The sequence below is a fragment of the Streptomyces sp. NA02950 genome, from assembly GCF_013364155.1.
GTDB lineage: Bacteria > Actinomycetota > Actinomycetes > Streptomycetales > Streptomycetaceae > Streptomyces.
The window spans coordinates 3,107,468-3,133,809 of the sequence record NZ_CP054916.1 but is presented as its reverse complement, the minus strand read 5'-3'; the positions used below and the strand labels follow the sequence as shown (position 1 = coordinate 3,133,809).

Annotated in this window: 24 protein-coding genes; 10 read left to right on the top strand and 14 right to left on the bottom strand. The window is 71.1% G+C overall.

Annotated features, from left to right (window positions below):
- Positions 1-77 precede the first annotated feature (77 nt).
- Positions 78-1,331, top strand: a complete 1,254-nt coding sequence (locus HUT19_RS13155; RefSeq protein ID WP_176180656.1) for a styrene monooxygenase/indole monooxygenase family protein — start codon at positions 78-80, stop codon at positions 1,329-1,331.
- Here the strand turns inward: HUT19_RS13155 and HUT19_RS13150 are convergent.
- The 4 genes from HUT19_RS13150 to HUT19_RS13135 form a co-directional block, all read right to left on the bottom strand.
- Positions 1,312-2,499, bottom strand: a complete 1,188-nt coding sequence (locus tag HUT19_RS13150) for an NlpC/P60 family protein (RefSeq protein ID WP_254885554.1) — start codon at positions 2,497-2,499, stop codon at positions 1,312-1,314. The two genes, HUT19_RS13155 and HUT19_RS13150, sit on opposite strands and share 20 nt — an antisense overlap.
- 271 nt (positions 2,500-2,770) lie before the next feature.
- Positions 2,771-3,037 (bottom strand): hypothetical protein, encoded by a 267-nt coding sequence (locus tag HUT19_RS13145; RefSeq protein ID WP_176180654.1) that lies wholly within the window; start codon positions 3,035-3,037, stop codon positions 2,771-2,773.
- Between the two features lie 10 nt (positions 3,038-3,047).
- A complete protein-coding gene (locus HUT19_RS13140; protein ID WP_176180653.1) occupies positions 3,048-3,833 on the bottom strand; it encodes a TetR/AcrR family transcriptional regulator in 786 nt (261 codons plus the stop codon).
- A 61-nt stretch (positions 3,834-3,894) separates the two neighbouring features.
- Positions 3,895-4,824 carry a diiron oxygenase gene (locus HUT19_RS13135; protein ID WP_176180652.1) on the bottom strand — a complete coding sequence of 310 codons (930 nt, stop codon included), beginning with the start codon at positions 4,822-4,824 and terminating at the stop codon, positions 3,895-3,897.
- 192 nt (positions 4,825-5,016) lie between these two features.
- On the opposite strand from HUT19_RS13135, the gene HUT19_RS13130 reads away from it, so the two are divergent.
- Entirely contained in the window at positions 5,017-6,126 is a 1,110-nt protein-coding gene (locus HUT19_RS13130) for a ferritin-like domain-containing protein (protein WP_176180651.1), read from the top strand.
- Positions 6,127-6,174: 48 nt separating this feature from the next.
- Here the strand turns inward: HUT19_RS13130 and HUT19_RS13125 are convergent, their stop codons facing one another.
- Complete coding sequence (locus HUT19_RS13125; protein ID WP_176180650.1) at positions 6,175-6,723, bottom strand: hypothetical protein; 549 nt, start codon at positions 6,721-6,723, stop codon at positions 6,175-6,177.
- 276 nt (positions 6,724-6,999) lie between these two features.
- Between HUT19_RS13125 and HUT19_RS13120 the strand changes: the two genes are divergently transcribed.
- Positions 7,000-7,539 (top strand): GNAT family N-acetyltransferase, encoded by a 540-nt coding sequence (locus HUT19_RS13120; protein WP_176180649.1) that lies wholly within the window; start codon positions 7,000-7,002, stop codon positions 7,537-7,539.
- 414 nt (positions 7,540-7,953) lie between these two features.
- Here HUT19_RS13120 and HUT19_RS13115 read toward each other — a convergent pair whose 3' ends face one another.
- The gene (locus tag HUT19_RS13115) at positions 7,954-8,853 is read right to left on the bottom strand and encodes a LysR family transcriptional regulator (protein WP_176180648.1); all 900 of its coding nucleotides are present in this window, start codon (positions 8,851-8,853) and stop codon (positions 7,954-7,956) included.
- Positions 8,854-9,048: 195 nt separating this feature from the next.
- Between HUT19_RS13115 and HUT19_RS13110 the strand changes: the two genes are divergently transcribed.
- On the top strand, positions 9,049-10,188 hold the full coding sequence (locus HUT19_RS13110; protein WP_368661691.1) for an MFS transporter: 1,140 nt from the start codon (positions 9,049-9,051) through the stop codon (positions 10,186-10,188).
- A 36-nt stretch (positions 10,189-10,224) separates the two neighbouring features.
- Here the strand turns inward: HUT19_RS13110 and HUT19_RS13105 are convergent, their stop codons facing one another.
- Positions 10,225-10,998 carry a thioesterase II family protein gene (locus tag HUT19_RS13105; RefSeq protein ID WP_176180646.1) on the bottom strand — a complete coding sequence of 258 codons (774 nt, stop codon included), beginning with the start codon at positions 10,996-10,998 and terminating at the stop codon, positions 10,225-10,227.
- Positions 10,999-11,183: 185 nt separating this feature from the next.
- Here HUT19_RS13105 and HUT19_RS13100 point away from each other — a divergent pair, with 185 nt between their 5' ends.
- Positions 11,184-11,423: a hypothetical protein gene (locus HUT19_RS13100; protein ID WP_176180645.1), complete on the top strand. Its 240-nt coding sequence runs from the start codon at positions 11,184-11,186 to the stop codon at positions 11,421-11,423.
- Between the two features lie 115 nt (positions 11,424-11,538).
- On the opposite strand, the gene HUT19_RS13095 is transcribed toward HUT19_RS13100, so the two are convergent.
- Positions 11,539-13,932, bottom strand: a complete 2,394-nt coding sequence (locus HUT19_RS13095; RefSeq protein WP_176180644.1) for an MFS transporter — start codon at positions 13,930-13,932, stop codon at positions 11,539-11,541.
- Positions 13,933-14,071: 139 nt separating this feature from the next.
- On the opposite strand from HUT19_RS13095, the gene HUT19_RS13090 reads away from it, so the two are divergent.
- The 3 genes from HUT19_RS13090 (at position 14,072) to HUT19_RS13080 (ending at position 15,555) form a co-directional block, all read left to right on the top strand.
- Positions 14,072-14,500: a MarR family winged helix-turn-helix transcriptional regulator gene (locus tag HUT19_RS13090; protein ID WP_176186822.1), complete on the top strand. Its 429-nt coding sequence runs from the start codon at positions 14,072-14,074 to the stop codon at positions 14,498-14,500.
- A gap of 121 nt (positions 14,501-14,621) precedes the next feature.
- Positions 14,622-15,017, top strand: a complete 396-nt coding sequence (locus HUT19_RS13085) for a DUF427 domain-containing protein (RefSeq protein ID WP_176180643.1) — start codon at positions 14,622-14,624, stop codon at positions 15,015-15,017.
- 73 nt (positions 15,018-15,090) lie between these two features.
- Positions 15,091-15,555 carry a hypothetical protein gene (locus HUT19_RS13080; RefSeq protein ID WP_176180642.1) on the top strand — a complete coding sequence of 155 codons (465 nt, stop codon included), beginning with the start codon at positions 15,091-15,093 and terminating at the stop codon, positions 15,553-15,555.
- On the opposite strand, the gene HUT19_RS13075 is transcribed toward HUT19_RS13080, so the two are convergent.
- The 3 genes from HUT19_RS13075 to HUT19_RS13065 all read right to left on the bottom strand — a co-directional run bounded on the left by HUT19_RS13075 (position 15,552) and on the right by HUT19_RS13065 (position 18,974).
- Positions 15,552-16,067: a hypothetical protein gene (locus HUT19_RS13075; RefSeq protein WP_176180641.1), complete on the bottom strand. Its 516-nt coding sequence runs from the start codon at positions 16,065-16,067 to the stop codon at positions 15,552-15,554. The genes HUT19_RS13080 and HUT19_RS13075 overlap by 4 nt on opposite strands.
- A 138-nt stretch (positions 16,068-16,205) precedes the next feature.
- The gene (locus tag HUT19_RS13070) at positions 16,206-18,503 is read right to left on the bottom strand and encodes a DUF6571 family protein (protein WP_176180640.1); all 2,298 of its coding nucleotides are present in this window, start codon (positions 18,501-18,503) and stop codon (positions 16,206-16,208) included.
- A gap of 15 nt (positions 18,504-18,518) precedes the next feature.
- On the bottom strand, positions 18,519-18,974 hold the full coding sequence (locus HUT19_RS13065; protein ID WP_176180639.1) for a hypothetical protein: 456 nt from the start codon (positions 18,972-18,974) through the stop codon (positions 18,519-18,521).
- A 190-nt stretch (positions 18,975-19,164) separates the two neighbouring features.
- On the opposite strand from HUT19_RS13065, the gene HUT19_RS13060 reads away from it, so the two are divergent.
- Positions 19,165-19,560 (top strand): hypothetical protein, encoded by a 396-nt coding sequence (locus HUT19_RS13060; protein ID WP_176180638.1) that lies wholly within the window; start codon positions 19,165-19,167, stop codon positions 19,558-19,560.
- 29 nt (positions 19,561-19,589) lie between these two features.
- The gene (locus tag HUT19_RS13055; protein ID WP_176180637.1) at positions 19,590-20,489 is read left to right on the top strand and encodes a DUF72 domain-containing protein; all 900 of its coding nucleotides are present in this window, start codon (positions 19,590-19,592) and stop codon (positions 20,487-20,489) included.
- Positions 20,490-20,524: 35 nt separating this feature from the next.
- Here the strand turns inward: HUT19_RS13055 and HUT19_RS13050 are convergent, their stop codons facing one another.
- The 3 genes from HUT19_RS13050 to HUT19_RS13040 all read right to left on the bottom strand — a co-directional run bounded on the left by HUT19_RS13050 (position 20,525) and on the right by HUT19_RS13040 (position 26,225).
- Positions 20,525-23,137, bottom strand: a complete 2,613-nt coding sequence (locus HUT19_RS13050; RefSeq protein WP_176180636.1) for a penicillin-binding transpeptidase domain-containing protein — start codon at positions 23,135-23,137, stop codon at positions 20,525-20,527.
- A gap of 139 nt (positions 23,138-23,276) precedes the next feature.
- Positions 23,277-24,422, bottom strand: a complete 1,146-nt coding sequence (locus HUT19_RS13045) for an NADH:flavin oxidoreductase (protein WP_176180635.1) — start codon at positions 24,420-24,422, stop codon at positions 23,277-23,279.
- 291 nt (positions 24,423-24,713) lie between these two features.
- Complete coding sequence (locus HUT19_RS13040) at positions 24,714-26,225, bottom strand: cytosine permease (RefSeq protein WP_176180634.1); 1,512 nt, start codon at positions 26,223-26,225, stop codon at positions 24,714-24,716.
- Between the last annotated feature and the right edge of the window lie 117 nt (positions 26,226-26,342).

Genomic DNA, 26,342 nt, shown 5'->3' with positions numbered 1-26,342 from the left:
CGTAACCTCGGCTCCGCTCGCGGAATGGAGCGTTCCGTTCCTCTTTTTGATCCGAGCTCGAGGGAGCGTCGACAGTCATGCGGAAGATACTCATCGTCGGAGCCGGGCAGTCCGGGCTCCAACTCGCCCTCGGCCTCCAGTCCCAGGGGTACGAGATCACCCTGATGTCCAACCGGACGGCCGATGAGATCCGCGCAGGGCGGGTGATGTCCACCCAGTGCATGTTTCACACCGCGCTCCAGCACGAGCGCGATCTGCGGCTGAACTTCTGGGAGGAACAGGCGCCGCGGATCGAGGGCCTGGGCGTGTCCATCGCCGGACCGCCGACCGCCGCGGGCCACTCCCGCGCCGTCGACTGGCTCGGGCGGCTGGACGGCTACGCCCAGTCCGTCGACCAGCGGCTGAAGATGGCGGGCTGGCTGGAGCTGTTCGCGCGGCGCGGCGGCCAGGTGGTCGTCCACGGGGCCTCCGTCTCCGACCTCGATGTCTTCGTGACCACCTACGACCTGGTCCTGGTGGCCGCGGGCAAGGGCGAACTGGTCTCGCTCTTCGGCCGGGACGCCGCCCGCTCCCCGTACGACACCCCGCAGCGGGCGCTCGCCGTCGCCTATGTGCACGGCCTCGGCCCGCGCCCGGAACACCCGGAGCTGGACGCGGTGCGCTGCAATCTGGTGCCGGGCGTCGGCGAGCTGTTCGTCATGCCCACCCTCACCACCTCCGGCCGCGCCGACATCCTCTTCTGGGAGGGCGTTCCGGGCGGTCCGGTCGACGCGTTCCAGGGCATCACCGACCCCTCCGAGCACCTGGCCCGGACCTTGGAGCTGATGGAGAGGTTCACCCCCTGGGAGTACGCGCGGGCCACCAAGGTCGAGCTGACGGACGCGGGCGCCACCCTGGCCGGGCGGTACGCCCCGACGGTGCGCCACCCGGTCGGGGAGCTGCCCGGGGGCGGACAGGTGCTCGGGGTCGCCGACGTCGTCGTCACCAACGACCCCGTCACCGGTCAGGGCGCGAACTCCGCCGCCAAGTGTGCCGCGAGCTACCTGGAGAGCATCGTCGAGCACGGCGACCGGCCGTTCGACACCGACTGGATGCGCCGGACCTTCGACCGCTACTGGGAGTCCGCGCGCCATGTCACCAAGTGGACCAACGCGATGCTGGCCCCGCCGCCGGAGCACATCGTGCACCTCCTCGGCGCGGCGAGCGGTCTGCCTGCGGTCGCCCGGCGGATCGCCAACGGTTTCGACGACCCCGCCGACTTCGAGCACTTCTTCTACGAGCCGGAGCGGACCGCGGCCTATCTTGCGGACGTCAGCGCTTCGACCGGTTGAGCGGCCCCGGGCGTACCGCGCCCTGGACCGGGTTGGTGGCGAGCGGGGAGAGCTTCACCACCTGGCCGGGCCGTGGCGCCTGTACCACCTGGCCGTTGCCCGCGTAGATCGCCACATGGCTGGCACCCTTGTTGTAGATCACCAGATCGCCGGGGCGCAGCCGCTGGAGGGAGACCCGGGGAAGCTGGCGCCACTGCTCCTGGCTGGTCCGCGGAATGGTCCGCCCCGCATGCGCCCACGCCTGGGAGGTCAGCCCCGAGCAGTCGAAGGAGTCGGGTCCCTCCGCGCCCCACACATACGGCTTGCCGATCTGGTCGAGGGCGTAGCCCAGGGCCCGCTGTCCGGCCGAGGCGGACGCCGTGGGGAGGCGGGACCCTCCGGTGGGCTGCGGCGTCGGGGCGGTGCCGCCGCCGGTGGCCGCCGAGCCGTCCTGGTCCGTACCCCCCTGGTCCGGGCTGTCCTGACCGGGGCTCGTCTGGTCGGGGGCGGGCGGTCCGGCGGCGCCGGCGGGGGTGCCGAGGGCGCCGGAGGAGAGCAGCTTGCGCTGGGCCTCCTCGGTCTCCCGGCGTTCGCGCGCGGCCACCTCGGCGATCTGGCGGGCGGTCAGCGACGCGAGCTTCTTCTCGATGCCGGTGAGCCGCTTCTTCACCTTGTCGCGCTGTTTCTTCCGCTTCGACATCAGGGACAGCTGCTTGTCCAGGGCGGTGCGGGCGCGGGTGGCGAGGGTGTCGGCGCGCCGCTCACCCTTGGACAGACGTTCGACCAGGGCGGCTTCACGGCCCGCGGCCCGGGTGAGCTCGCGCGCCCGGTCCGTGGCGTCGTCCGGATCGGCGCTGAGCAGGGTGAGCAGATAGCTGTAGGAGGAGAGCTGGCTGTGGCCCTGGTACTGCTGGCGGGCCAGCCGTCCCGCGTCCGCCTGGCTGTCGGCGAGCCGGGTGCGGGTGCGGGCGAGGGCGGCGGCCAGCTTCTTGGATGTGCTGCGCTGCTTGCGCAGCTTCTCCTCGGTCGCGTTGTACGCCTCGGTCGCTTCCTCGGCCTTCCGGTACATCGTCTTGAGCTGCGTCAGCAGCTCGGCGACGGATGCGTCGACGGGGCGGGCCGGGGCGGCCTGCGCCGTGACTCCCGCGGCGGGGGGTACGAGTGCGGCAGCAACGGCGATCGCCGCCACGCAGACCGAGCCTACGAATCGTCCTGACACGGGCTCACCTCCGGCTCCTGAGACGTCCTTCGACTTCCAGATCAGCAGGATCGTGGCATGACGGTCGTATCTTCAGGAGATACATGGGCGAGTCGGGTCAATACGGTCACCCGTCCGGTGGTCCGGTCACCGCCGTACGGCCCCGGCCCGGTGGACACGCACCGAGGTGTTCAGCGGCACACCGGGACACCGTCGGGGACAACCATCGGCGACACCCGCCGGGCCGCCGCAGGCCGGGGCGTCAGCCCGGCTTGGACCACGGCCACTTCAGCCCGCCGCGTGCCTTGCCCTCCGGGTCGTACTCGTACCGCCAGCCCCGGATCACACCCAGCCGCTTGGAAGTCCCCGCCGGAGCCCGGCGGTAGACGTACACCGTGGGCGGCCCGCCCGCCTCGTCCGCCACCGGGACCTCGTAGGTCTTCGGCGGCTGTCCGGTGGCGCCGACCATCACCTTCAGCACCCGGCCGTCCAGCGGCCCGCCCACGAAGGGCGTCTCCTCGCTCCTCACCTGACCAGTCTCACAGCAGATGCGCCGCCTCACCCACCACGGGCAGCATCCGGCGCACCAGGACGCCGACCGGTCCCTGCGCGGGCTCCAGTGCCAGCGCGGACCGGGTCACCGCCGCCGTCTGCGGGTCACAGGCCGCGGTCGCGCAGAGCAGTGACACGAAGTGGTCCACCAGCCAGTCGCGCACCTCCTCCACCGGCAGCTGCTTGTGCTCGTCCAGCCAGACCAGCGACGCCGCCTCGACCGCCGTGATCCAGGTGCGCACCATCATCCGCAGCCGCGGGCTGGGCTCCCTGACCGCCAGATGCAGCAGGATCTGCTCGGCCCCCGCCCGCCGCACCTCGTCGACGATGGCGTTGGTCTGCGAGGTCTCGGCCACACTGCCGCTCTGGAGCAGTGCGCTGAAACCCGTGGCGTGCTCGTCGACGAAGGCGAGATAGCGGTCCAGCACCCGGCTCAGCCGGGCGCTGAGCGGACCGCTCCGCGGCTCCTCGAAGCACCGCTCCAGCTCATCGGCGGCGCTGCGCAGCGCCGCCTCGTACAACTGCTGCTTGCCGCCCGGGAAGTAGCGGTAGACCAGCGGGCGGGAGGCGCCCGCCGTCGACGCGACATCGTCCAGCGACACGTCCTCGGGCGCACGGTGGGCGAAGAGATCCAGCGCGGCGGCGATGAGTTCGGCCCGCCGCGCCTCGACGCTGAGCCTGCGGTAGGTCCCGCGGCGCGCGACCGCGGGGCGGTCCGTCGCCGGGGGTGCTGCCTCCGGTCGTGCCGGGGCGGTGCCGCTGCCTGTCGTCATGTCTGGCAGCGTAACCGCCCCGGTCCGGGGCGCCAGGGCGCGGGGTCCGTGCACGGCGTACCTACGCCAGCAGCCCCGAGCTCCGCCACATCCGGCGGCCCGCTCCCCGCAGCACCCCGATGTCGTCGAGGAAATCGGTCAGCCGCTTGGCGCCGGTCTGCATCACCTCGCGCCGATGGCCGCTCGCCCGCACCTGCGCCACCGCCTCCCGCCGGTCCAGACCCACGTCCGTGTACACCCGGGGGTTGACGAACGCGCGGGAGAAGATACGGGCGAACTCGCCCGAGGTGACCCGGGTCAGCTCCTGCTCCCAGCGCGGCGCGGTCACCATCTGGCGGCGCAGCTCCTCGCGCGCGTACCGCACATGGCGGGCCTCCTCCACCACATGGATCCGGGTCACCCCGCGCACCAGCGACTGCACCCGGTCATCGGGGAAGGTCAGCCGCTGCATCCAGTCGAGCACTTCCTCGCCGAGCAGCGTGGCGGTGAAGGAACCGGGCGTGGTGGAGACCGTCTTGAAGAACCGGGCGAGATTGTGGTGGAACCGGGAGACCGGATAGTCCCCGATACCACCCTTGTTGATCAGCCGGGCGAACATCATCGAGTGGCGGCACTCGTCCGCGATCTCGGTGAGCGCGTAGCGCACATGGGCGCTGGTGGCGGGCTTGTCGTAGATGTGCCGGGTGAGCAGCTGGATCAGGATGACCTCGAACCATATGCCCAGCGAGAGAAGCGCGGCCCCCTCGTGCCTGGACAGCAGGACGCGCTGCTCCTCCGACATCCGCCGCCACATCGGGGTGTCGTACAAGGACACCAGCTCCGGCGGCCAGTACCACTTGTCGGGCTCGAACGGGGCGTCCCAGTCGAGCTCCTTGTCCGGGTCGAAGGAGTGCTTGGCGGAGGACTGGAGCAGCCGCTCGGCCACCCGCTCCCGATCCTTGATCAGCCCGAGCGCGTCCCGGAGCGCGGGCGGTTCGGTCATGGTCGTCATCGCTGAGGGCACCTCGCTGATGGCTCGGACACGGCGCCGGGTCATCGGGTGACCGGCGAACTCCTCTTATGAGACTGCGTGTCAGCAAGCGCGTCAATCCCCTGTGAAGGTGTTGTTGACCGTTCGGTCAGCCCGTGTGAGCCTGCCGAAAAAGCGTCCGTTCACGGGGGAGCGAGGTGAAGGAGGGCGTCGGTGCCGACGCATGAGCTCTACGCGATGGATCCCGGGAACCCGATGTGGAAGGTGCCGGCCGGCGGTTCCGCACGCTTCAGTTGGGAGTACGACGACCATCGTGCCCGGCTCCTCGCCCTCTACCAGAAGGGCAAGGACAAGCAGTGGGACGCCACCAAGCGGATCGACTGGGACCTGGAGGTGGACCCGTACGATCCGCTGGGCACCCCCGACGAGGCCCTCGCCCTGTACGGCACCCGGTACTGGGACGGGATGTCCGAGAAGGAGCGCGGGGAGTTGCGGCGCCATGTCGTCGCCTGGCAGTTCAGCCAGTTCCTCCACGGCGAGCAGGGCGCGATGGTGTGCGCCGCCCGGATCGTCGAAACGGCACCCGACCTCGACGCCAAGTTCTACTCCGCCACCCAGACCATGGACGAGGCCCGCCACGCCGAGCTGTACGGGCGCTTCCTCCACGAGAAGATCGGGATGCTCTACCCGATCAACGACAACCTCCAGGCCCTGCTGGGCGACACTCTCCGCGACTCCCGCTGGGACATGGCCTACCTGGGCATGCAGGTGCTCATCGAGGGCCTGGCCCTCGCCGCGTTCGGCGTCATCCGCGACACCACCGACAAGCCGCTGCCGCAGCAGCTCCTCGCCTATGTGATGCAGGACGAGGCCCGCCATGTCGCCTTCGGCCGGATGGCGCTGCGCGACTACTACCGCCAGCTGACCGACGCGGAGCTGCGCGAGCGCGAGGAGTTCGTCATCGAGGGCTGCTATCTGATGCGCGACCGGCTGCGCGGGGTCGAGGTACTGGAGAACCTCGGCATCCCGAAGGCCGAGGCCGAGGAGTTCAGCGAGCGCTCGCCCTATCTCCACCTCTTCCGCAAGCTGCTGTTCAGCCGGATCGTGCCGTGTGTGAAGGACATCGGACTGTGGGGCGAACGGCTCCAGCGGGCCTATGTCGACATGGGCGTGCTGGAGCTGGGCGACAGCAATCTGGACCTGCTGATGAGCCAGGACGAGGAACTCGCCGAACGCCTGGACGCGGAGCGCTTCGCCGCGGAGGAGGCGGCCCGCACCGCCGAGGTCGCGCAGGCCATCGCCGAGGGCGCGGAGGGCGGCTGAGGGCGGTCGGCGGTGTCCCGCGCTGCCCGGGGGCGCCGCCTCGGGGCGTCAGCCGGTCGACCCCGGACGGATGGTCTCGGCGGCCGCCACGGCGAAGGCGGCGATGTTGTGCGGGCAGCGCCAGCGGGATTCGGCGTCGGCGGCGGACTCCTCTTCGGCGGCGGACTCGTCCTCGGCGGCGGACTCCTCGGCGAAGTCGTCCCAGCCGCCGTGACCGCCCGCGGGGTCGCCGATCATCTTCAGCACCTGGGGGAGGAGTTCCAGCAGCGTTTCGACATCGTCCTCGTCGGCCGGGTGGTCCGGGTGGTCGCACGGCTCCCGGGCGTCCCCGGCGACGTCGAGCAGCGCGGCCACACTCCGGTCGGCGACCCCGGGCCCGGGATCCCACGCCACATAGCCGGACATCAGCACCAGGCCCAGCGCCGCAAAGGCCGTTCCGGCGGGGTCGGCACGCCCCGTGCGCCGCGCGGCCCGGGCCCGCCCGAGCCGGTCCACACAGTCCAGGACCACCGCGTCGATGTCCTCCCGGCTGCCGGGGTAGTAGCCGTGCCGGATGCACTCCCAGTCAACGGCCAGGCGCTTCGCCTCCACAGTCATGATCGGTACGACGCGGGACCCCACCGGCGCGGTTCCCGCGCGGCGACACGCCCACGGCGGACTCCGCGTGGCGGGGACGTGACACCGTCAACACCGCTCTGTGACATGGCCCTTGTTACCTTCGTGATCAGTGCCACCGGGAATACCGAGGTCATTGGGGTGATGTCGGTCCGGTGGCATATGTAGTGCAACAAGAGCAACAAGAACGGCCAAAGGGTGCTCTCCACGGCGGTGGGGGGCACCTCTTTGTGACACGGGCCGGAGGATGATGGTGGTGTGCGGATTCGAACGAGCACCATCGAGGACCTTCCCGTCCTCCAGGAGATAGAGCGTGCGGCGGGGCTGTGCTTCCGGGACGTGGGGATGGACGAGGTCGCCGACGAGGAGCCGCTGAGCCTGGCCGAGCTGGGCCGCTACCAGCGGGCCGGGCGGGCCTGGGTCGCGGTGGACGGCACCGACCGGGCGATGGCCTATCTGATCACCGACCCCGTCGACGGCAATGTGCACATCGAGCAGCTCTCGGTCCACCCGGACGCCGCCGGACGCGGGGTGGGACGTGCGCTGATCGACCACATCGCGGCGCGGGCGGCCGCCGAGGGCGCACCGGCGCTGACCCTGACCACCTTCGTGGACGTGGCGTGGAACGCGCCGTACTACGCGGCGCGGTGCGGCTTCCGGACACTGACGGAGGACGAACTCACCCCCGGACTGCGGGAGATCCGCCGCAGCGAGGCCCGACACGGTCTGGACCGGTGGCCGCGGGTCTGCATGCGGAGGGACTTGCCCCCGCGCCTGGCGGCCCCGGCTCCCGGCTGACCGGGTCGGCCGGGGGCCGGGAAGCGCATGCGGGCCGGGTCGCCGTGCCCGTGCCGCACCCGCGTCCGGCCCCGCCCGGTGGGGACAGGGGCCGGTGCCGCCAGGCGGTTCTGGTGCGCCGCCGTCCTTCGGCCCGGAACCGGAGACGCCGTCCCGCGTCCGTGTCCACCGGACCGGTCCCAGGACCGTATCGTGCGGCGAGGAGACCGCCACCCCGACCCGTACCGGTCGCCCTGACGAGCTGACTGACGCTGGTCTCCCGGATCCCGGTGACCAGCGTCAGCCACAGCTTGCCGAGGACGTACGTGGCCGGGGGCATCGGAGTGCCACCCAAGCGCCGCAGCACACCGTTCCCTTCGCCTCCGGCCATCCGGGCCGGGCGGCGGGAACCGGAACCGGTGCCGCCGCTCGCCGTCAGGCCCGCGCCGCGCAGACCTCGTGCACCGCCCGGCCGAACTCCCGTACCCGCGCGGTCGCGTCGGCCCGCCGCCACACCAGCCCGAGGGCCGACTCCGGCACCCCCTCCACCGGGAGGAACGTCACCGCGCTGCGCCCGTGGTACTCGGCGGTCGGCGCGCACATCAGCATCGCGCCCCGCCCCGCCGCCACCGCCGTCAGCCCCTCCTGGAGGGTGTGCACCCGCGGCCCGGGTGGCACCGGCCGCCCGCCGGGCGTCGTCGCGGGCGCCATGGCGTGCCGCCAGTAGCGCGGGGCGGGCCCGGCCGGGGAGATCAGCGGGCCGTCGGCCAGCTCCTCCGCCCCTACCACGGCGCGGCCCGCGAGCCGGTGGCCACCGCCGACCGCCAGCCGCTGCGGCTGCCGGGAGAAGACCGGGCCGAGCACCAAGTCGGGCTCGGCGACCGGCAGACAGACCACGGCCGCGTCCACCTCCCCGCTCCGCACCGCGCCGAACGGATCGGCGAGCGGGACCTCCACCGTCTCCAGCTCACAGCCGGGGTGCCGGTCCCGGAAGGCCGCGATCGCCGCCATCAGCCGTTCACCGACGGCCCCCTGGAACCCGACCCGCAGCACCCCCTCGACGCCGCGCGCCGCGTCCCGGGCCCCCTCGACCGCCCCGCGCAGCGCGGCGTAGGCGGGCTGTAGCTCGGCCAGGAACCGCTCGCCCAGGGGGGTCAGCCGGACCCGGCGGCTGGTGCGCTCCAGCAGCCGGGCGCCGATCCGCCCCTCCAGTGCGCGCAGCAGCTGACTCACCCTGCTCTGCGAGACGTACAGCCGCTCCGCCGCACGCCCGAAGTGCAACTCCTCGCTGAGCGCGAGAAAACACTCCAGTTCACGGATCTCCAGCCCGCTCATCACCCTCCTCCCGGGCGGCTCACCGGGATCGATGAGCCTCGCTCATGGAAGGGTGAAAAGGACGCCGTTGTTCCCCGCCCGGAACGGCAGTTCGCTGGAGCCATGTCCCCTACCACGGAACTCACCGCTCCGGCAGGCACATCAGGGTCAGGCCCCCTGTGCTCGCCGCTCAGGTCCTGGCTCGGCGTCGTCGCCGTGGCATTCGGCACCTTCTCCGTCGTCACCACCGAGATGATGCCGGTCGGACTGCTCACCTCCATCGGATCCGCGCTGCACGTCTCGGACGGTACGGCGGGGCTGGCCATGACCGTTCCCGGGATCGTCGCCGCGGTCGCCGCCCCGCTGCTCACCGTCGGCGCGGCCCGGCTCGACCGCCGGCTGGTGCTGACCGGCCTGATGGGGCTGCTGGCCGCCGCCGATCTGCTCTCCGCCCTCGCCCCCGGTTTCCCGGTGCTGCTGGTCGCCCGGGTCCTGGTGGGGGTGAGCATCGGCGGGGTGTGGTCGATCGCCGCCGGGCTCGCCGTACGGCTGGTACGGGAGAGGTCCGCGGGCCACGCCACCGCGGTCGTCTTCAGCGGGATCGCCGTGGCCTCGGTGCTGGGCGTACCGGCCGGAACGCTCATCGGCGACCTGATCGACTGGCGGGCGGCGTTCGCGGTGATGGCCGCGCTGTCGCTGGCCGTGGCCACCGCCATGGCGGTCACCCTGCCGCGGCTGCCCGCCACGGAGGCGGTCCGGCTGCGCGAGGTCCCCGGGCTGTTCCGCAACGTCCGGCTGCGGATCGGCCTGATCACCACCCTGCTGCTGGTCACCGGCCAATTCTGCGCGTACACCTATCTCCGCCCAGTGCTCGAGGACGTCTCGGGGGTGCGCCCGGGCCTGATCAGCACCCTGCTGCTGGTGTACGGGGTGGCGGGCATCGCCGGAAACTTCCTCGCGGGCGCCACCGCCCACCGCGACCCGCGCCGCACCCTCGTGGCGATCTTCGTACCGCTGGCCGCGGCCGAGCTGCTGGTCCCGGTCACCAGCGGCTCACCGGCGGGCGCGGCCGCGCTGCTGGTGCTGTGGGGGCTGGCGTACGGCGGGGTGTCGGTGACCTCCCAGACATGGGTGCTGCACGCGGCGCCGGACGCGCGCGAGGCGGCGTCGGCCCTGTTCGTCGGGGTCTTCAACGTGGCGATAGCGCTGGGGGCGCTGCTCGGTGGCCGGGTGGCGGACGGTGCGGGGCCGACGGGGGTGATGTGGTGCGGGGGCGCGCTGGCGGTGCTGGCCCTGCTGAACGTGGCGGTCTTCGGCGGACGCGGAACGGGGGCCCGGACCCGGCCCCGGGCATAACCGGGACCGCTGCCGCCGGGACCGGGACCGCTGGCGTCAGGCCCCGGACAACGTCCGCAGCCGCTCGGCGATCGTCTTCACCACGGCCGGCACCTGGTCGTTGAGATAGAAGTGCCCGCCGGGGAAGACCTGGTACTCGAAGGTGCCGGTGGTGTGCTGCTGCCAGACCCGCACCTCCTCGATGGTCGTCCTCGGGTCGGCGTCCCCGGTCAGCGCGGTGACCGGGCAGCTCACCCGCTGCCCGGGGGCACAGCGGTAGGTCTCGATGGCCTGGTAGTCGCCCCGGATCGCGGGCATCGCCAGCCGCAGCAACTCCTCGTTCCGGAACACCTCCCCGTCCGTCCCGTTCAGCCGCCGCAGCTCGCGCAGCACCCCGTCGTCGTCCCGCTGGTGCACGGTCTCGGCGCGCCGGGTGGACGGGGCGCGCCGCCCGGAGACGAACAGCGCGGCGGGCGTCACCCCGGCCCGCGCCTCCAGGCGCAGCGCCACCTCGTACGCGAGCGTCGCCCCCATGCTGTGCCCGAAGAGCGCCAGTGGCCGGTCGAAGATCCCGTCCCGCTCCTGGACGGCGGCGGCGACGGCGTCGGCGAGCTCGTGGAGATCGTCCAGACACGGCTCCCGGTAGCGGTCCTGCCGCCCGGGGTACTGCACGGCGAGCACCTCGACCGACGGTGCCAGCGCCTTCGCCACCGGCAGGTAGTAGCCGGCCGACCCTCCGGCGTAGGGGAAGCAGAGCAGCCGTATCGCGCTGTCCGGGGCCTCCTGGTACCGCCTGAGCCAGGCGTCGGCGCCGCGGGCGATGCTGGTCATGGTGAACGGTTCCTTCCGCCGAGGGTTCGCGGGACCGGGACGCGCGGGCCTCCCGCTCCGGCCGACCGCCTTCGTATCAGGAACCCCCTGACGCGCGGCTTGAGCGGCGAAAGCGTCAGGCCATGTGGACGGGGCGCGCAGGTGAGACCCTGAAACCAGGGGACTCGTCTTCGGGAGTGGGTCCGATGGCAGTGAGCATGCACGTGGTCTGGAGCAAGACCGAGCCGGGGCGCGTCATCTATGAGACGCACTCGATCGAAACGATCACCGACGGCGAGGGTGTACACGCGACGGTCGACAGCCACACGTACGAGATCTCCCTCCGCAGCCGCGCCCAGGCGGAGTCCATCGCGGACGAGGAGGGGTTCGAGCTGTTCCGCAAGGGCGAGGCGTGGGAGAGCCTGCCCGAGGAAGAGGAGGAATGACACGGTGCGGCGCCCGGGGCGCCGCACCGTGTGCTGATGACGTCTGTGACGGGGGTGGCGGCTCGACCGCCGTGGGTCCGCCGCCGTGGGTCCGCCGTGGATCAGCCGCCGTGGGTCAGCTGCCGTGGGTCAGCAGGAAGTCGACGTCGCGCGCCTCCGCGGGCTCCGCACCGCCGACCGTGACCGGCCGGGTCGTCGGGGCGTAACCGCCCGCCACCACCGTGTAGTGCTCACCGGTGAGTCCCTCGAAGCCGAACGTCCCGTCCTCGCCGGTGATGAACTGCCCGACGACGTCCCCCGAGGAGTCCAGCAGCGAGACCCGTGCGTCCTCCAGCGGCCGCCCGCCCCGACCCCGTACGGTGCCGCGGACCCGGGCGGCGGGCGGCAGTTCCGCGTCCACGCGCACCGGCTCGCCACCGGTCAGCTCGACCTGGGTGGCGTGCGGACGGTGCGCGTCGGCGGCCAGGGTCACGGTGTACGGGCCGGGGGCCAGCTCCGGCAGCGCGAACTCCCCCTTCTCGTCGGCCGTCGCCGCGCCCGCCACCGCTCCGTCGGGGCCGGTCGCGGTCACGGTCGCCCCGGCCAGCGGCTCTCCGCCGACGGCCCGCACCGAGCCGGTGAGCCCGGTGCCACCGCCGGTCAGCCGCAGATCGCAGACCACCGGCTGATCCGCCACCAGCAGGGTGGCGGCCTGCGGGCGGTGGCCGGGAGCGGAGCCGATGAGGACGACGTTCCCGGCGTCGGCGACGGCGACGCGGTAGCGGCCGTCGTGGCCGCTGGACGTACGTCCGAGCTGCTGACCGCCGGTGTCGATGAGGGTGACGGCGGCGCCGGCGAGCGGAACGTCGCCGGAGCCGAGGACGCGGCCGTGGACGAGCCGGCCGGTGACGGGCTCGTCGTCGGCGGTCTCGTCGGTGGCGGCCTCGGCCACGACGGTCCCGGCCACGACGGTTCCGGCCTCCGCCTCGGTTCCGGCCTCCGTGACGACCTCGGCGTCCGCCCCGTCGACGTCACCGCCGTCCCGCGGCTCGGACGTGGCGGCCGGGTTCCCGGCGGCCAGGGCGGCGGTCCGGCGCCGCGCGGGCAGGAAGAGGGCGATCAGCAGACCGCCGACCGCGGCGGCGCACGCCACGGCGAACGATGTCTTGAACCCGTCCGTGTTCGGCAGCGGAACACCGCCGAAGCTGGTGGTCCGGTGCGCCAGGATCACACCCACCACCGCGCTGGAGGTGGACATGCCGATGGACCGCATCAGGGTGTTGAGCCCGTTGGCCGCGCCCGTCTCACCGGCCGGAACGGCGCTGATGATCAGCGTCGGCATGGCCGAGTACGCGATGCCGACACCGATGCCGAGCGCGACGGACAGCACCACGATCTGCCAGACGTGGTCCATCATCACGGTGCCCGCGCCGTACGTCGCGGCGATCACGACGAGCCCCAGCATCAGCGACACCTTGGGGCCGCTCGCGGCGTTGATCCGCGCGGACAGCGGGGAGACGGCCATCATCGCCACGCCCATCGGCGCCACGTACAGCCCGGCCATGACCATCGACTGGCCGAGGCCGTAGCCGGTGGCCTCCGGCAGTTGCAGCAGCTGGGGGAGGATCAGCGACATCGCGTAGAAGGAGAAGCCGACCATGATCGAGGCGAGGTTGGTCAGCAGCACCTGACGGCGTGCGGTGGTGCGCAGATCGACCAGGGGGTTCGCGATGCGCAGCTCGATCAGGCCCCACAGGACCAGGATCACCGCGGAGGCCCCGAACAGCCCGAGGGTGGTGGTGCTGGACCAGCCCCAGTCGGCGCCCTTGGTGATCGGCAGCAGCAGGCAGAGCAGCCCCGCGGACAGACCGATCGCACCGATGAAGTCGAAGCGGCTGGGCGTGCGGACGCTGGACTCGGGGACCACGATCAGGACCAGCGCGATCGCGACCGCGCCTATCGCCGCGGCCCCGTAGAACAGCACATGCCAGTTGGTGTGCTGGGCGACGAACGCGGCGGCCGGAAGCCCCAGCGCACCGCCGATCCCCAGCGACGAGCTCATCAGGGCCATCGCGGAGCCCAGCTTCTGCGGAGGCAGTTCGTCCCGCATGATGCTGATGCCGAGCGGAATGGCGCCCATCGCCCCGCCCTGGATGGCCCGTCCGACCACCATCACCACGAGGTCGGAGGTGACGGCGCAGGTCAGCGAGCCGATCACCAGCAGGGCCAGGGCGACCATCAGGATCCGGCGCTTGCCGAACATATCGCCGAGCCGCCCCATCACGGGCGTGGCGACGGCGCCCGCGAGCAGGGTGGAGGTGATCACCCAGGACGCGTTCGAGCTGGTCGTGTGGAGCAGCTGGGGCAGTTCGGTCACCAGCGGGACGACCAGCGTCTGCATCACCGAGACGGCGATGCCGCAGAACGCGAGGACGGCCACGAAGCCGCCGCCGACCTCGCGCGGAAGCGGCGAGCCCGGCGACGCGGCGCTCTGGGGCTCCTCGACACGGGTGGGGGCTGACTGGGGCATGCGAGTGCCCGCCTCCAAACAAGTTCACGGGACAACGAATGATGTGCATCCTACACAGGATGTGTACGATGCACATTGTCAAGGAGGAGTACGGGGGCGGTGAGGAGGAAGCGTGCTGGAGCGGCTGGAACGCGAGCTGATGCTGGTCGCCCGATGTCATGTGCTGACACCCTTGTGCGGCCCGGACCGCCTGGACCGCTCCGCCTATCTGCTGCTCTCCCGGCTGGACGCGGAGGGCGCGATGTCCATCGGCCAGCTCGCGGACGCGTTCCAGCTGGACGTCTCGACCGTCAACCGCCAGACCGGGACCCTGGTCCGCGGCGGTCTCCTGGAGCGCATCCCGGACCCGGACGGGGGCCTCGCCCGCAAACTGCGCGCCACCACCCTGGGCGCCGACCGCTTCACCGCCGAACGGGACCGCCGCCGGGCCGCCCTGGCCGGGCTTCTCGAGGGCTGGACGCCGGGGGAGGTGGCCCGCTTCGAGGAGATGCTGACCCGGTTCAACCGCGAGGTGGAGACGCACGAGGGCCACGCCTGGCCCCGCGAGGACAACACCGTGGACGTGTAGGGACGCCGGAATGTGTGCACTCGGCCGTACGTTCATGTGAGTACGGAACGCACTGAGTCCGGAACGCGTCCGGAACGCACTGAGTGCGGAACCACCCGAGAAGTCCGAGGAGGACGCGGTCATGTCGACCCACGCACCCCACCCCACGACCGGAAGCGGCAGCGGCGGGCACCGCGTGGATGTGGTCCGCGGCTCGCAGCACGTCAAGGTCACGATCGACGGCCGGGTCGTCGCCGAGTCCAGGCGCCCGCTGCTCGTCCATGAGACGGGCCTGCCGGTGCGGTACTACCTGCCGCCGGAGGATGTGGACCTGACCCTGTTCGAGCCGACCGACACCACGACCACCTGCCCCTTCAAGGGGGAAGCGGCGTACTGGACGTTCATCGGCGCGGAGAGTGGGGGCGCGCTGCGGCCGGATGTGGTGTGGGCGTATCCGCAGCCGATCGACGCGGTGGCGGAGATCAAGAACCATCTGTCGTTCTACGACTCGGTGGCGGAGATCACCGTGGAGGAGTGACGGCGCCCGGCCTTCGGCCGCCGTCACCCCAACAGGGGCCTTCCTTCAGCCCGGCGGCGGGAACGGCTGTCGCGTGCACATCCACGCGTATACGTGGCTGGGCGAGAAGGAACTGTTCGACAGGGAGGCGCTCCGCCGTCTGCCGGACCGTCCCCGACCGCCCGTCACCGCGGAGGACGAGGAGTACTACCGGTCGCTCCTCGATGCCTTCCGGCGCTCCGAGCTGCCCCCGATGGAAACGGCCCACTGGCTGCTGAAGTCGCCCCGGGCGATCCGCGCGACCTTCGACGAGCCGAAGGACGCGGCGGTCTGGCTGGGCCGCGAACTGACCGAACACGCCCCCGGCTTCCTCTCCCAGCAGGAAGCGGACACCGCCCGCCTGGCCCGCCTGGTGACCACGGCCGCGGAGCGGCTGTCCCACGGCGGTGACGTCTCATTCGGCTTCTACCTGGGCCGTACGTCCTTCCTCTCCCTGGCCCTGGTCACCTGCTCCCCGAACCACACCGCCCCTGACCTGCGGTGCCCGCGGGGCGGCTAGCGGCCCCAGTGGATGGTGACGGGCCCGTCGGGGAGCCGGTCGGCACCGGGGCATTTGAACCAATCCTGAGCGATGTCGCGCGCCGCCTGGGCCGCGAACGCGGACAGCGCGCGAAGCCCCGGGGTCGATTGGCCGGGCGCACCGCTTGACTTGACGGTGTCCCGCACCACGGAGGCGCTGGTACCGACGATGAGGCGGTTCTGACTGTCCCTTGCGGGGGATGGGCCGCAGGGGACGTAAAGCGAGATTCCTCCCTTGTCGGAAAGATATCCGTAGGCGTCTCCCAGGGAGGCGGGGTTTCCCTTGCTCTGGATGCGTTCGCGTGGGTAGTTTCCCTGACCGGCCAGGTAGGTGACGTACACCTCTGCGTCGCCCCTCTTGAGTCGGCAACTGCCGGAGGATTGAGGGGCGCCAAACTGAATCGCCTCCTCCTCGAACTTGGCCCCTTCCGCCGGGAGAAGGGGGGTTGCCTCGTCCCCGGACACGCGATCGTTGCAGATCTTCTCGGGCACCTTGACGGCATCGTCGGACCGAGTGCTGGACACCAGCCACCATGATCCGCCGCAGGCTGCGAATACGACGACGAGGGCGGCTATTGCTCTGCCGCCAGGGATCCGTAACGAGAGCGACATCCGTGAACAGCCCGCTTCCTAGAGGGTTTCCATCGAATTGGCCTTGCTGGACCTTTGGTAGACCTCGGTGGCGGCACGCTTGACGCTGCTGCTGGTGGGGTCGAGACCGGCATCCGTCGCAACGCTATAGAAAGCTCTTTTGGTTGCCTGCGCAGTACGTTCGCGCTCGCTGTTCACATACGCTTCTCGGTTCTCCTCGATCTGCCGGGCCGCACCCTCCGGGTCTTTGATCATGTGCTCCAGTGTTGCTTCTCGGATGTCCTCGGATGCCCAGCTGAGAACGTCACCCGCTACGGGGACATAGCTCGCGCCGAGATCGACGAAGCGGCCGACCCACTTGTCTCTGTCAGCCAGTTTCTCGTTGTACTCCTCGATCTTCTCGACACTGTTGTCAGCGGCGGCGATGGCATCAGCCCGCCCTGTGGCTGTAAGGCCCGCGATTCTCCCGCCAGGGTCTGTCGCTGATGCGGCGAGTTGAGCAAGACTGTCCCCTTCGCCACGTTGGGTGAGCGCCTCGCGGATCATTTCAGTGGTGACGGTCTGCCGGGCCTGAGTGATGCTCGCGTATGCCTCTGGATCTTCCGCTGTGGTCTTCAGGAATCGATCCAGGACACCCAAGTCTTCACTCTCGGTCACGTCGGGGGCGAACCCAGTCGATTTGATGTAGCCGCTGTCGTCCCCACCCGCATACACCCGCTGAATGTCGTGCATGTACTCCGCCGACATATTCCCCAGACTCCCCGCGATCGGCGCGAGTCCACCCTCCCCCTTGAACAGATCGGGGTTCGCCGCGACCTTCCTCACCACCGTGCTGAACAACTCCGCCTGATCCAGGGTGTGATCCCTCGCGGGGCCCGCGCTGTCGTACGCCCGCCCCGACGTGGCGGACTCCAGCGCATGACCAAGGGCCTCCTTGCCGTAGTCCGCGCCCTTGGCGCCCCCGCCGAAGATGTCCGTCGCCTCATCCGCGGCCCACCAACGGTGGTTCTTGCCGTCCTTGTCACCAAGGAAGTAGTCCAGATTGCGGAGCTTCTCGAGCCCGTCGTCCCTCCCCCCACCCGTGGACTCGTGGAAGAACTCCGTCGACGCCTCCGGGCTGTGGCCCAGCCCCTCGAGGAGTCCCGGGATCGGGTCCCACCCCAGTCCGCCCTTCTTGCCGAGATTGAGACGGCAGTCCTGCTCCCCGCCGGGCCTTTCGGCCCACACCCACTCGTTCGGGTTCTTGCGGTCGAAGGTGACCATGTCCTGTGCGATGGGAACGAGGAAGTCCTTGTCGTACTTCCCGTGACGCAGCAGTGTGGAGAGGACCTGATAGCCGTGAACGGCACCGACCCGTCCCCACGGATCGGACGGCAGATACTCCTTCCCCACCCGCTTCAACTCGTTCACCCATGACTTCCCGAGATAGTCCTTGTCCTCGCGGAAGGCGGTGTTGGGGTTGTCCTCGCCACCGGGCTGCCGGGTCGCCGTCGCCAATGCCTCGCCCATACTGACCTGAATGCTGTGCGCCAGCTTGAACCGCGCCGTGTCGGCACCATCCGGTGCGCCGAGCGCGATCTGCTCCTGGAAGCGCAAGGCGTTCGTGGCGCCGAGGGACTGGTAGAAGTCCACGGCGAACTCACGGTCCTTGCGATTCCCCGCGAGGAGCTGCTTCAGCTCGGCCAGCTCCGGCCCGCTGAGCTTGCTCTCCCAGCCCCTGCCGGGTTCGAGCGCCTGCCTGGCGAGGTAAACGGCCCGTTCCGCCTGTGCGTCATCGAGCGAGTCATATGTCGCGTGGCCGAAGTTGTGGCTGTCACCGCCGTGGATCTTCTTCAGGGCGCGGGTCACGGAGTTGTCGATCTCGTCCGCCTGCGCAATGAGTCCGTTGATCCGGCTCTCCAGAGCCTCCCGCTCACCGGCCTGTTTCGGCGTCTCCTGATTGGTGTCCCCTTGGCGGCCCACCGCCACGCATGAGACCGTGCCGCCGTCCAGCCCGGTGACCCTGATGTGCGATTTCTTGGCGTCGACGTCCACGGCGGTCCTGAGGTCGGACTGGATCTCCGTCAGATCCGTGTGCGCGTCCCGGAGCATGCTGCAGATGGCCTTGGCCTCAGTGTGCGCGTCCCGGAATTCCTTCCCGGTCTTGCGGACGAACGGCCGGGTGACATCGGCGGTCACCCCTGACCAGCGCGCCGCGTCGGACTGTTTGACCATGCCGTCCTTGGCATCCGTGGCGAGCGTGTCCAGTTGGTCCACCATCTCCTTCCAGTCGTCGGCCGCCGCGCCGAGACTCTTGAAGGAGACGTGATAAAGGTCGTCGAACGTCAGACGGGCCATGATCACCGCCCCCCTCTACCGGTAGTAGCGGGAGATCCCGGAAACCGACATGGCGCTTCCGTTCCGATGCGTCATGGAAGCGCCGATCTCTTCGTCCGTATGAGCCTGTGACTTCTTGGTGTAGTCGAGACCGTTGGAGATATGGGCGCAGGCCTGGAGTAACGTCTTGAGCTGGTCGTTCCACATCGTGGCCATGGTGGTGAGGGCATCGCCCATGGTGAAGTGGTGCGCCCCCAGCGACTGCGCGGCTTTGGCCGTCGCGCCGTCGTCCTTCGCCCCCCGGGTCATATCGCCCGCCTTCTTCAGACGGGCGTGGAGTAAGAACGCCTCATGGCCGACTCGCCCCAGATCGTCCTGGTGCACCACGAGATCTTTTGAATCCCCGCTCGATGAGCCGTTGCCCGCGCTGTTGACCCGCATCCGGGACGCCGCCTCGGCGCGCAGCCCACTCCATTCCCCATCGAATGACACGCTCTCTCCCCAGGGGCGCCATGAACATGAACTTACATACAAATTATGGGAGTTGACGTCTCGTACGGACGCGCGAAGGTCGGCGTGTCACCGAAAAGCGGTACGTACGCGCCCCGACCCCTTGACGACAGGGCGATCTGAGTAGGAGGACTCATGCGTGGGCACCCCCGGCCGGGGTGAGGTGGTGTGCATGGCCGACAGCGCAGCACACACCCCGGCACCGGGCACCCCGGCACCGGACGCATTCGACCGAAGAGCCTGGATCCCACCCCTGCTTTCCATGCTCCTCTCCCTCCCCCTGACCTTCTTCCTCTCCATCGGCGTGGGGTTCGCGGGAATGGCGTGCGACGTCGGCTCCAGCGCCGAGATCAGCCGCTGCAACGCGAGCGTGCCACCGGCCGCCACGGTGTACTTCTGGGGCCTTCTGCTCCCCTTGGCGCTGCTCGTGGCCGGCTGGGTCCTGCCCTGGCGCCGGAGCTACCGCTTCCGGCGCGGCATCCTCTCGCTGCTGGTGCCCGGCGCCGTGTTCATCCTGTACTGCGTCTTCAACGCCATGGTCGACTGGCCCCCGGAGCCCTCGCCCTGATCTCACCGGCCCGGGGTAGTCGGCAGGGCATGGACGAGTTTCTGGTCGGCACCTGTTCGTGGACGGACCGCGCTCTGTTGTCCAGCGGCTGGTACCCGCCGGGGCTGCGCGACGCGGCGGGGCGGCTGCGGCATTACGCCGCCCGGTTCCCGGTGGTGGAGGTCGACGCCACGTACTACTCCCTCCCCAGCGCCCGTAACAGCGCCCTGTGGTCCGAACGCACCCCGGACGGCTTCCGCTTCGACGTCAAGGCATTCTCCCTGCTCACCGGGCACCCCACGAACCCGAACGCCCTGCCCGCCGATCTGCGTCCCGCGCTGAACGGGCAGCGGAGCCGGCGCGCGGGCTACCAGGACGTCGATCCTGGGCTGCTCGACGAGGTGTGGCAACGGTTCAGCGGAGCGCTCGAACCGCTGAGGCGCAGCGAGCGCCTCGGCACCCTGCTCTTCCAGTTCCCGCCCTGGTTCGCACCGGGCGACGCACGGGCGAAGGCATTCCTCCATCACTGCGCACGACGTACGGAGGGGTGGCCCGTCGCCGTGGAGTTCCGGCATCCCGGCTGGTGGCGGGACGACGAGTGGGCCGAGAGCGTGGCGGCGCTCTCGGACTGGGACATGGCCGCCGTGGCCGTGGACATGACCCAGACCCTGCCCGTCTCCATACCTCCGGTCACCCCGGTCACCTCACCCCGGCTCGCGGTGGCGCGCTTCCACGGGCGCAACGACGCCTGGGGTTCCGGCACCAAAGAGGATCGGTTTCGCCATACCTACACACAGGGGGAACTGGCGGAGTGGGTTCCGCGCATCCAGGGAATGGCCGAACGAGCCGAGCAGGTGCACGTCCTGTTCAACAACTGCTGCGCGGACGCGGCAGTCCGCGCGGCGGAGTCGATGCGGCAGCTGCTGGGTGCGCCCACGGGGCCGGGGTGAACCGGGAGGGCACGCACCCCCGTTGCACCCGCCGGTCAGCCGATCGCCGCCCGCATGATCCGCTTGGCGGTCCCGGCCGCCCGGCTGCCCCCGTTCTGGCCGTCCGCGTCCGGGCCGTCGTCCTCCACGACCACCGCGATCGCCACCCGTTTGCCGCCGCCCCCGCCGCTCCGCGCGTACGAGGTGAACCAATTAGCCGCCCCCGCCCCCGCCCCCGCGCCCGTGCCCGCACCACTGGCCGTGCCCGGCTGGCCGCCGAGGTCGGCGCCGCTGACGCGGGCCGCGCGGCCCGCGCCGTGGGCGATGACGTCCGCCATCGCCGAGCGCAGCGCGCCCGCCGTCGCCGCGCTCACCACCTGGGTGGTGGCGTGGTCCGAGCCCTTGCGCAGGGTCCTGCCCTCGGCGTCCGTCACCCGCGAGACCAGATGCGGCGCGACCAGCGTGCCGTCGTTCTCCAGTGCCGCGGACACCATCGCCAACTGGAGCGGGGTCGCCGTCACGTCGCCCTGACCGAGGCCGGAGAGCGCGGTGTGCGCCCGGTCGGCGCCGCTCGGGTACGTGCTTTCGGCGGCCGCGACCGGCGTGAATTGTTCCTTGTTGTTGAAGCCGAACTTCTCCGCCATGGTCCGCAGCTTCTCCTCGCCGAGGTCGGAAGCCGCCTTCGCGAAGACGGTGTTGCAGGATTCGCGCAGCGCGACGCGCAGGCTGACGTTCTCGCAGTGTGCCGCGCCGTCCCCGTTGCGCACCACCGTGGTGCTGCCGGGGAGGGCGTAGGGCTCGGGGCTCTCCGTGGCCTCGTCGATCGAGTCGTACAGACCGTTCTCCAGCGCCGCCGCCGTCACCACCAGCTCGAACGTCGCGCCGGGCGGGTAGGTACTCCTCAGCGCGCGGTTCAACAACGGCTTGTCCTTGTCGTTGTTGGCCTTCCGCCAGGCCTCCTGGTCGTCGGAGGTGCTCCCGGCGAAGGACGACGGGTCATACGACGGCGTGCTCACCATCCCGAGGATCTCCCCGTTCGACGGGTCGACGGCAACGGCCGCGCCCTTGGCGTCGCCCAGGGCCTCGTACGCCGCTTTCTGCACGGCCGGATCCACGGTCGTGACGACGTTGCCCGGGGCCTTCAGACCGTCCTCCGTGCCGTTGAGAACCTCGCGGTAGACCCCTTCGAGCCCACTCGCGCCGAAGGATTGGGACGCCTGGCCGGTCACGGGGTAGTAGAGGGCACCGTCGGTGTACGTGCGCTTGTACGGGAACGTGGCGTTGGCGGTGTGCTTCGAACCGGTCACCGGCTTGCCGCCCACGAGGATGTCCCCGAGACCGCCCTTGCCGCCGCTCCCGATGGAGCCGCCCTTGGCGTCGGCGTCCTTGTGCGTACCATCGTCGCCCGTGAGCTTCACGACGGTGAACACACCCCCGCCGATCACCGCCAGGGCAGCCACCACCGCCAGCGCGACGCGCGCCCGGGACCGTGACGGCGGTTGGGAGCGCTGCGGCGCGTACGGCGAGTCCGGCGTGTACGGCGAGTACACGGGAGGCGCGGGCGGGGCGCTGGACGGGACGGGCGGGACGACGGAGGCCGAGGAGTGCGGAACGCGGGGGTCCGGAGCACGGCCCGCGGCGCCGCCGGGGCTGGGGGCCTGAACATCCGGTCGGACGTCCGGCGCGGGGCTGACCGGCATGGAGCTGCGCGCGGGGCTGTCCGGCACCGAGTTGCCGGGCCCCGTGCCGTCCGGCGCCCCGGAGGGAGGACTCGGCGCGTCCGACTGCCGCCGCTCCCGTCGCGCCACGTGCCCGGCCACCGCCTCGGGCAGCCACCCCCGGGAATCGCGCTCCAACAGCCCTTCGCCCGCCAGCTCCCGGCAGATCTCGATCACTCCGGTCGGCGTCGGGCGCTCTTGCGGGTCCTTCGCCAGACAACGGTCCACCAGTCCGCGCAGCACCTCCGGGCAGTCGTCGAGGTCCGGCTCCTCGGCCACGATCCGGTACAGCAGCGCGTGCGACGAACCCTCGCCGAAGGGGTGCGCACCGGTGGCGGCGAAATGGGCCAGCAGGCCGAGGGCGAAGACGTCCCGCGCCGGGGAGACGTCCCGCCCCGCGATCTGCTCCGGCGCCATGAACCCGGGCGTGCCCAGCCGTACGTCCGGCCCGGTCAGCGCCGTGGCGTCCATGGCGTGCGCGATACCGAAGTCGATGACGCGCGGTCCGTCGGAGGCCAGCAGCACATTGGACGGCTTCAGATCGCGGTGGATCAGCCCCGCCCGGTGGATCGACTGGAGCGCCTCGGCCACTCCGGCCACCAGCTGGAGCACGGTGGTCGGCGGCAGCGCCCCGTACGCGTTCACCGCCGTACTCAGCGCGGGCCCGGCGACGTACGCGCTGGCGAGCCAGGGGCGCGGGCTGTCGGTGTCGCTGTCCACCACGGACGCGGTGTACGGCCCCTGCACCCGCCGCGCCACCTCGACCTCGCGCGCGAACCGCCGCCGGAACTCCGGGTCCTGGGCGTACTCGTCACGGATCACCTTGAGCGCCACGGGCTGACCGCCGCGGGTGTACGCGAGATACACGGCGCCCATACCCCCGACACCGAGCCTGCCCCGCACCCGGTACCCGGCGATCTCCGTGGGCTCGTTCCGACCCAACGCTTCCAACGCCCTGTCCCCCCTGGCTTCAGCCCCAAGGCTGTGAACTGCCGTGACGGCACACGATGTTAGTGGGACGGTGCGCAGGCGGTGCCCCTACGGGGGCCTGGGCGGCGCCTCGGCAGGAGGGCGCCGCCCGCGCCGTCACTCAGCTGAGCGTGCGCAGCGCCGCCACGTCGTACGCGGCCAGCTCCCCGAGCCGTCCCTCCAGCACCTTCGCCGCCCACTGGGGATCCTGGAGCAGCGCGCGGCCCACGGCCACCATGTCGAACTCCTCGCGCTCCAGGCGGTCGAGAAGGTTGTCGATGTCCTTCACCGCGGCGCCCTCGCCCTGGAAGCTGCGGATGAACTCGCCGTCCAGGCCGACCGAACCGACCGTGATCACCGGCTTGCCGGTGAGCTTCTTCGTCCAGCCGGCGAGGTTGAGGTCGGAGCCGTCGAACTCCGGGAGCCAGTAGCGGCGCGTCGAGGCGTGGAAGGCGTCGACACCGGCCGTGGCCAGCGGGGTCAGGATGGCCTCCAGCTCCTCCGGGGTGGTCGCGATCCTCGCGTCATACGCCCCCATCTTCCACTGCGAGTAGCGGAAGATGACCGGGAACGAGGGCGAGACAGCCGCGCGCACCGCGGCCACGAGCTCCGCCGCGAACGTCGTACGGGCCACCGGGTCACCGCCGTAGGCGTCCGTGCGCTGGTTGGTCTTCGACCACAGGAACTGGTCGATGAGGTAGCCGTGCGCGCCGTGCAGCTCGACCCCGTCGAATCCGATGCGCTCCGCGGCGGCCGCGGCGTCGGCGAACGCCCCTATGACCGCGTCCACGTCCTGGCGCGTCATCGCCTTGCCGGAGCTCTCGGCGCCCTCGGTGCCGTCGTCGACGGGGACGACGGGGATGCCGGACGGGCCGATCGCCGGGGCATCCGGGAACGGGGGCTTGCCGGCCTTGCGCACCATGCCGATGTGCCACAGCTGCGGCACGACCTTCCCGCCCGCCGCGTGCACGGCCTCGGCGACCTTCGCCCAGCCCGCCAGCTGCTCCTCGCCGTGGAAGCGGGGGACCCGGTCGCTCTCCCCGGCCGACTCGTGCCCGACGTACGTGCCTTCGGTGACGATCAGACCGACGCCGGCGGCGGCCCGGCGCGCGTAGTACGACACCACGTCCGCACCCGGGATGCCACCGGGGGAGAACTGCCGGGTCATGGGCGCCATGGCGATCCGGTTCGGAACGGTCAGACCGTTCAGGGAGACCGGCCGGGACAGGATCTGAGCGGCGCGGTCGGCGGAAGCGGGAAGAGTCACTGGGGCTCCTTGGCGAAACAGTTGACTTTGGCAACTATGCAGGTGCTGTACTAAGCAACCGCTCGCCGCGATGCCCCATTCCGGGCAGGACTGTGATCCCGGCTACGTCGGGGCCGGTGAGGCCAGGACCCGCGGGGCCGTGAGGCCAGGGCTCGCGAGGCCAGGGCCAGTGAGGCCGGGACCCGCGGGGCCGGGACCCGCGGGGCCGGGGCCCGCGAGGCCGGAGAGGAACCCCGCCGAGGGCGTCGCGAGGCAGCCCCCGGTCCGGACAGCGCCCGGAGGCCCGAAGGGTCAGCGGGCGAGAGCCGGGGCGGGCTCCCGCTCCCGGTGCTCGTCGCTCTGCCCGCGCCCGGGTGCCGCGGCCGACGGCCCGTGCTTGCGCGGCAGCACCGCGTACAGGCCCGCCGCGACCGCGATCGTCGCCACCCAGCCCAGGCCGTTCCGGCCGATCCAGGTGCCCGACAGCGGCCCGGAGAACCAGGACACCGAGGTCAGGCACAGCCCGATGGTCAGGGCCACGGCCCAGGCGGTCACGGCCTGCCAGGCGAAGCCGCCCCGGTACCAGTAGGCGCTGCCGCGGGTGGTGTCCATCAGCGCCTGGCCGTCGTAGGTCCGGCCGCGCAGCATGTCGACGCCGAAGACGCCGACCCAGGCCGAGAAGGAGACCGCCAGCAGCGTCAGGAAGGCGATGAAGGAGCTGATGAAGCTGGTCGCCACCAGCATCAGCAGAGCCCCGCCGACCAGGCTGATCACCGCGTTCACACTCACCGCCCAGGCGCGCGGCACCCGGATGCCCAGCGTCTGCGCGGTGAAACCGGCCGAGTACATCGACAGGCTGTTGATCAGCAGCATCCCCACCAGCGCGATGATCAGATACGGCACCGCCAGCCAGGCCGGCAGCAGCTCACCGATGAACGACACCGGGTCGGAGGCGGACGCCAGGTCCGGCGTGCCCGTGGCCATGACACCGCCCATGAGCACCATCGGCACGACGACGATGCCCGCGCCGCCGACCGTGTGCGCCACGACCTTCCGACCGGACGCCGAGCGCGGCAGATAGCGGGTGAAGTCGGCACCCGAGGGCGCCCAGCTGATGCCGCCGGCCGCGATGGTGCCGATCCCGGCGATCAACGTGGCCGTACTGCCGGCCGGCCGGGCGAGGACCGCGTGCCAGTCGGTGTCGGTGACCAGGAAGGCGAGGACCAGGAGGCTGAAGCCGCCGAAGAAGTAGGCCGACCACCGGTTGCACACCAGCAGCGCCTTGCGGCCCATGCCGCTGACCGCGAAGGTGGCCCCGACGAAGAGCAGCAGCGCCGCCAGGATCAGGCCGGTACCGCTCTTGATCCCGAAGAGCAGGTCCAGGATGGTCAGCAGCGCGTACGCTCCCGTCACCGCATTGATCGTCTCCCACCCCCAGCGGGCGATCCAGGTGACCACACCGGGCAGCAGGTTGCCGCGCTGCCCGAAGACGGCACGCGAGAGCGTCATGCCCGGGGAACCCCCGCGCTTGCCCGCGATCGACAGCACGCCGACGATCCCGTACGACACCAGAGGCGCGCAGACGGCCGCCACCAGGACCTGCCAGATGTTCAGCCCCCCGGAGACGACCAGACCGGCCCCCATGGTGAGCAACAGCACACTGATGTTCGCCGCCACCCAGGTGGGAAAGAGCTCGCGCACGCGCCCGTGACGCTCGCTCTCCGGCACCGGCTCGATACCACGCGTCTCGACGGCGCCCGCGTCGACGCCCGCGTCGGGGGCGTCCGGCGCACCGGTGGCTATGTCCGTGGGGGATTCGGGCATGGGGAGGCTCCGTGGAGGGGGACGGGGAGCGGGGAACCTCCCCAGCATCGGTGCTTGACCCGAAAAACGCCAAATGCGCCATTGGTCTAGGTCGGCTCTCTCCCGCAGGGAGCCGCC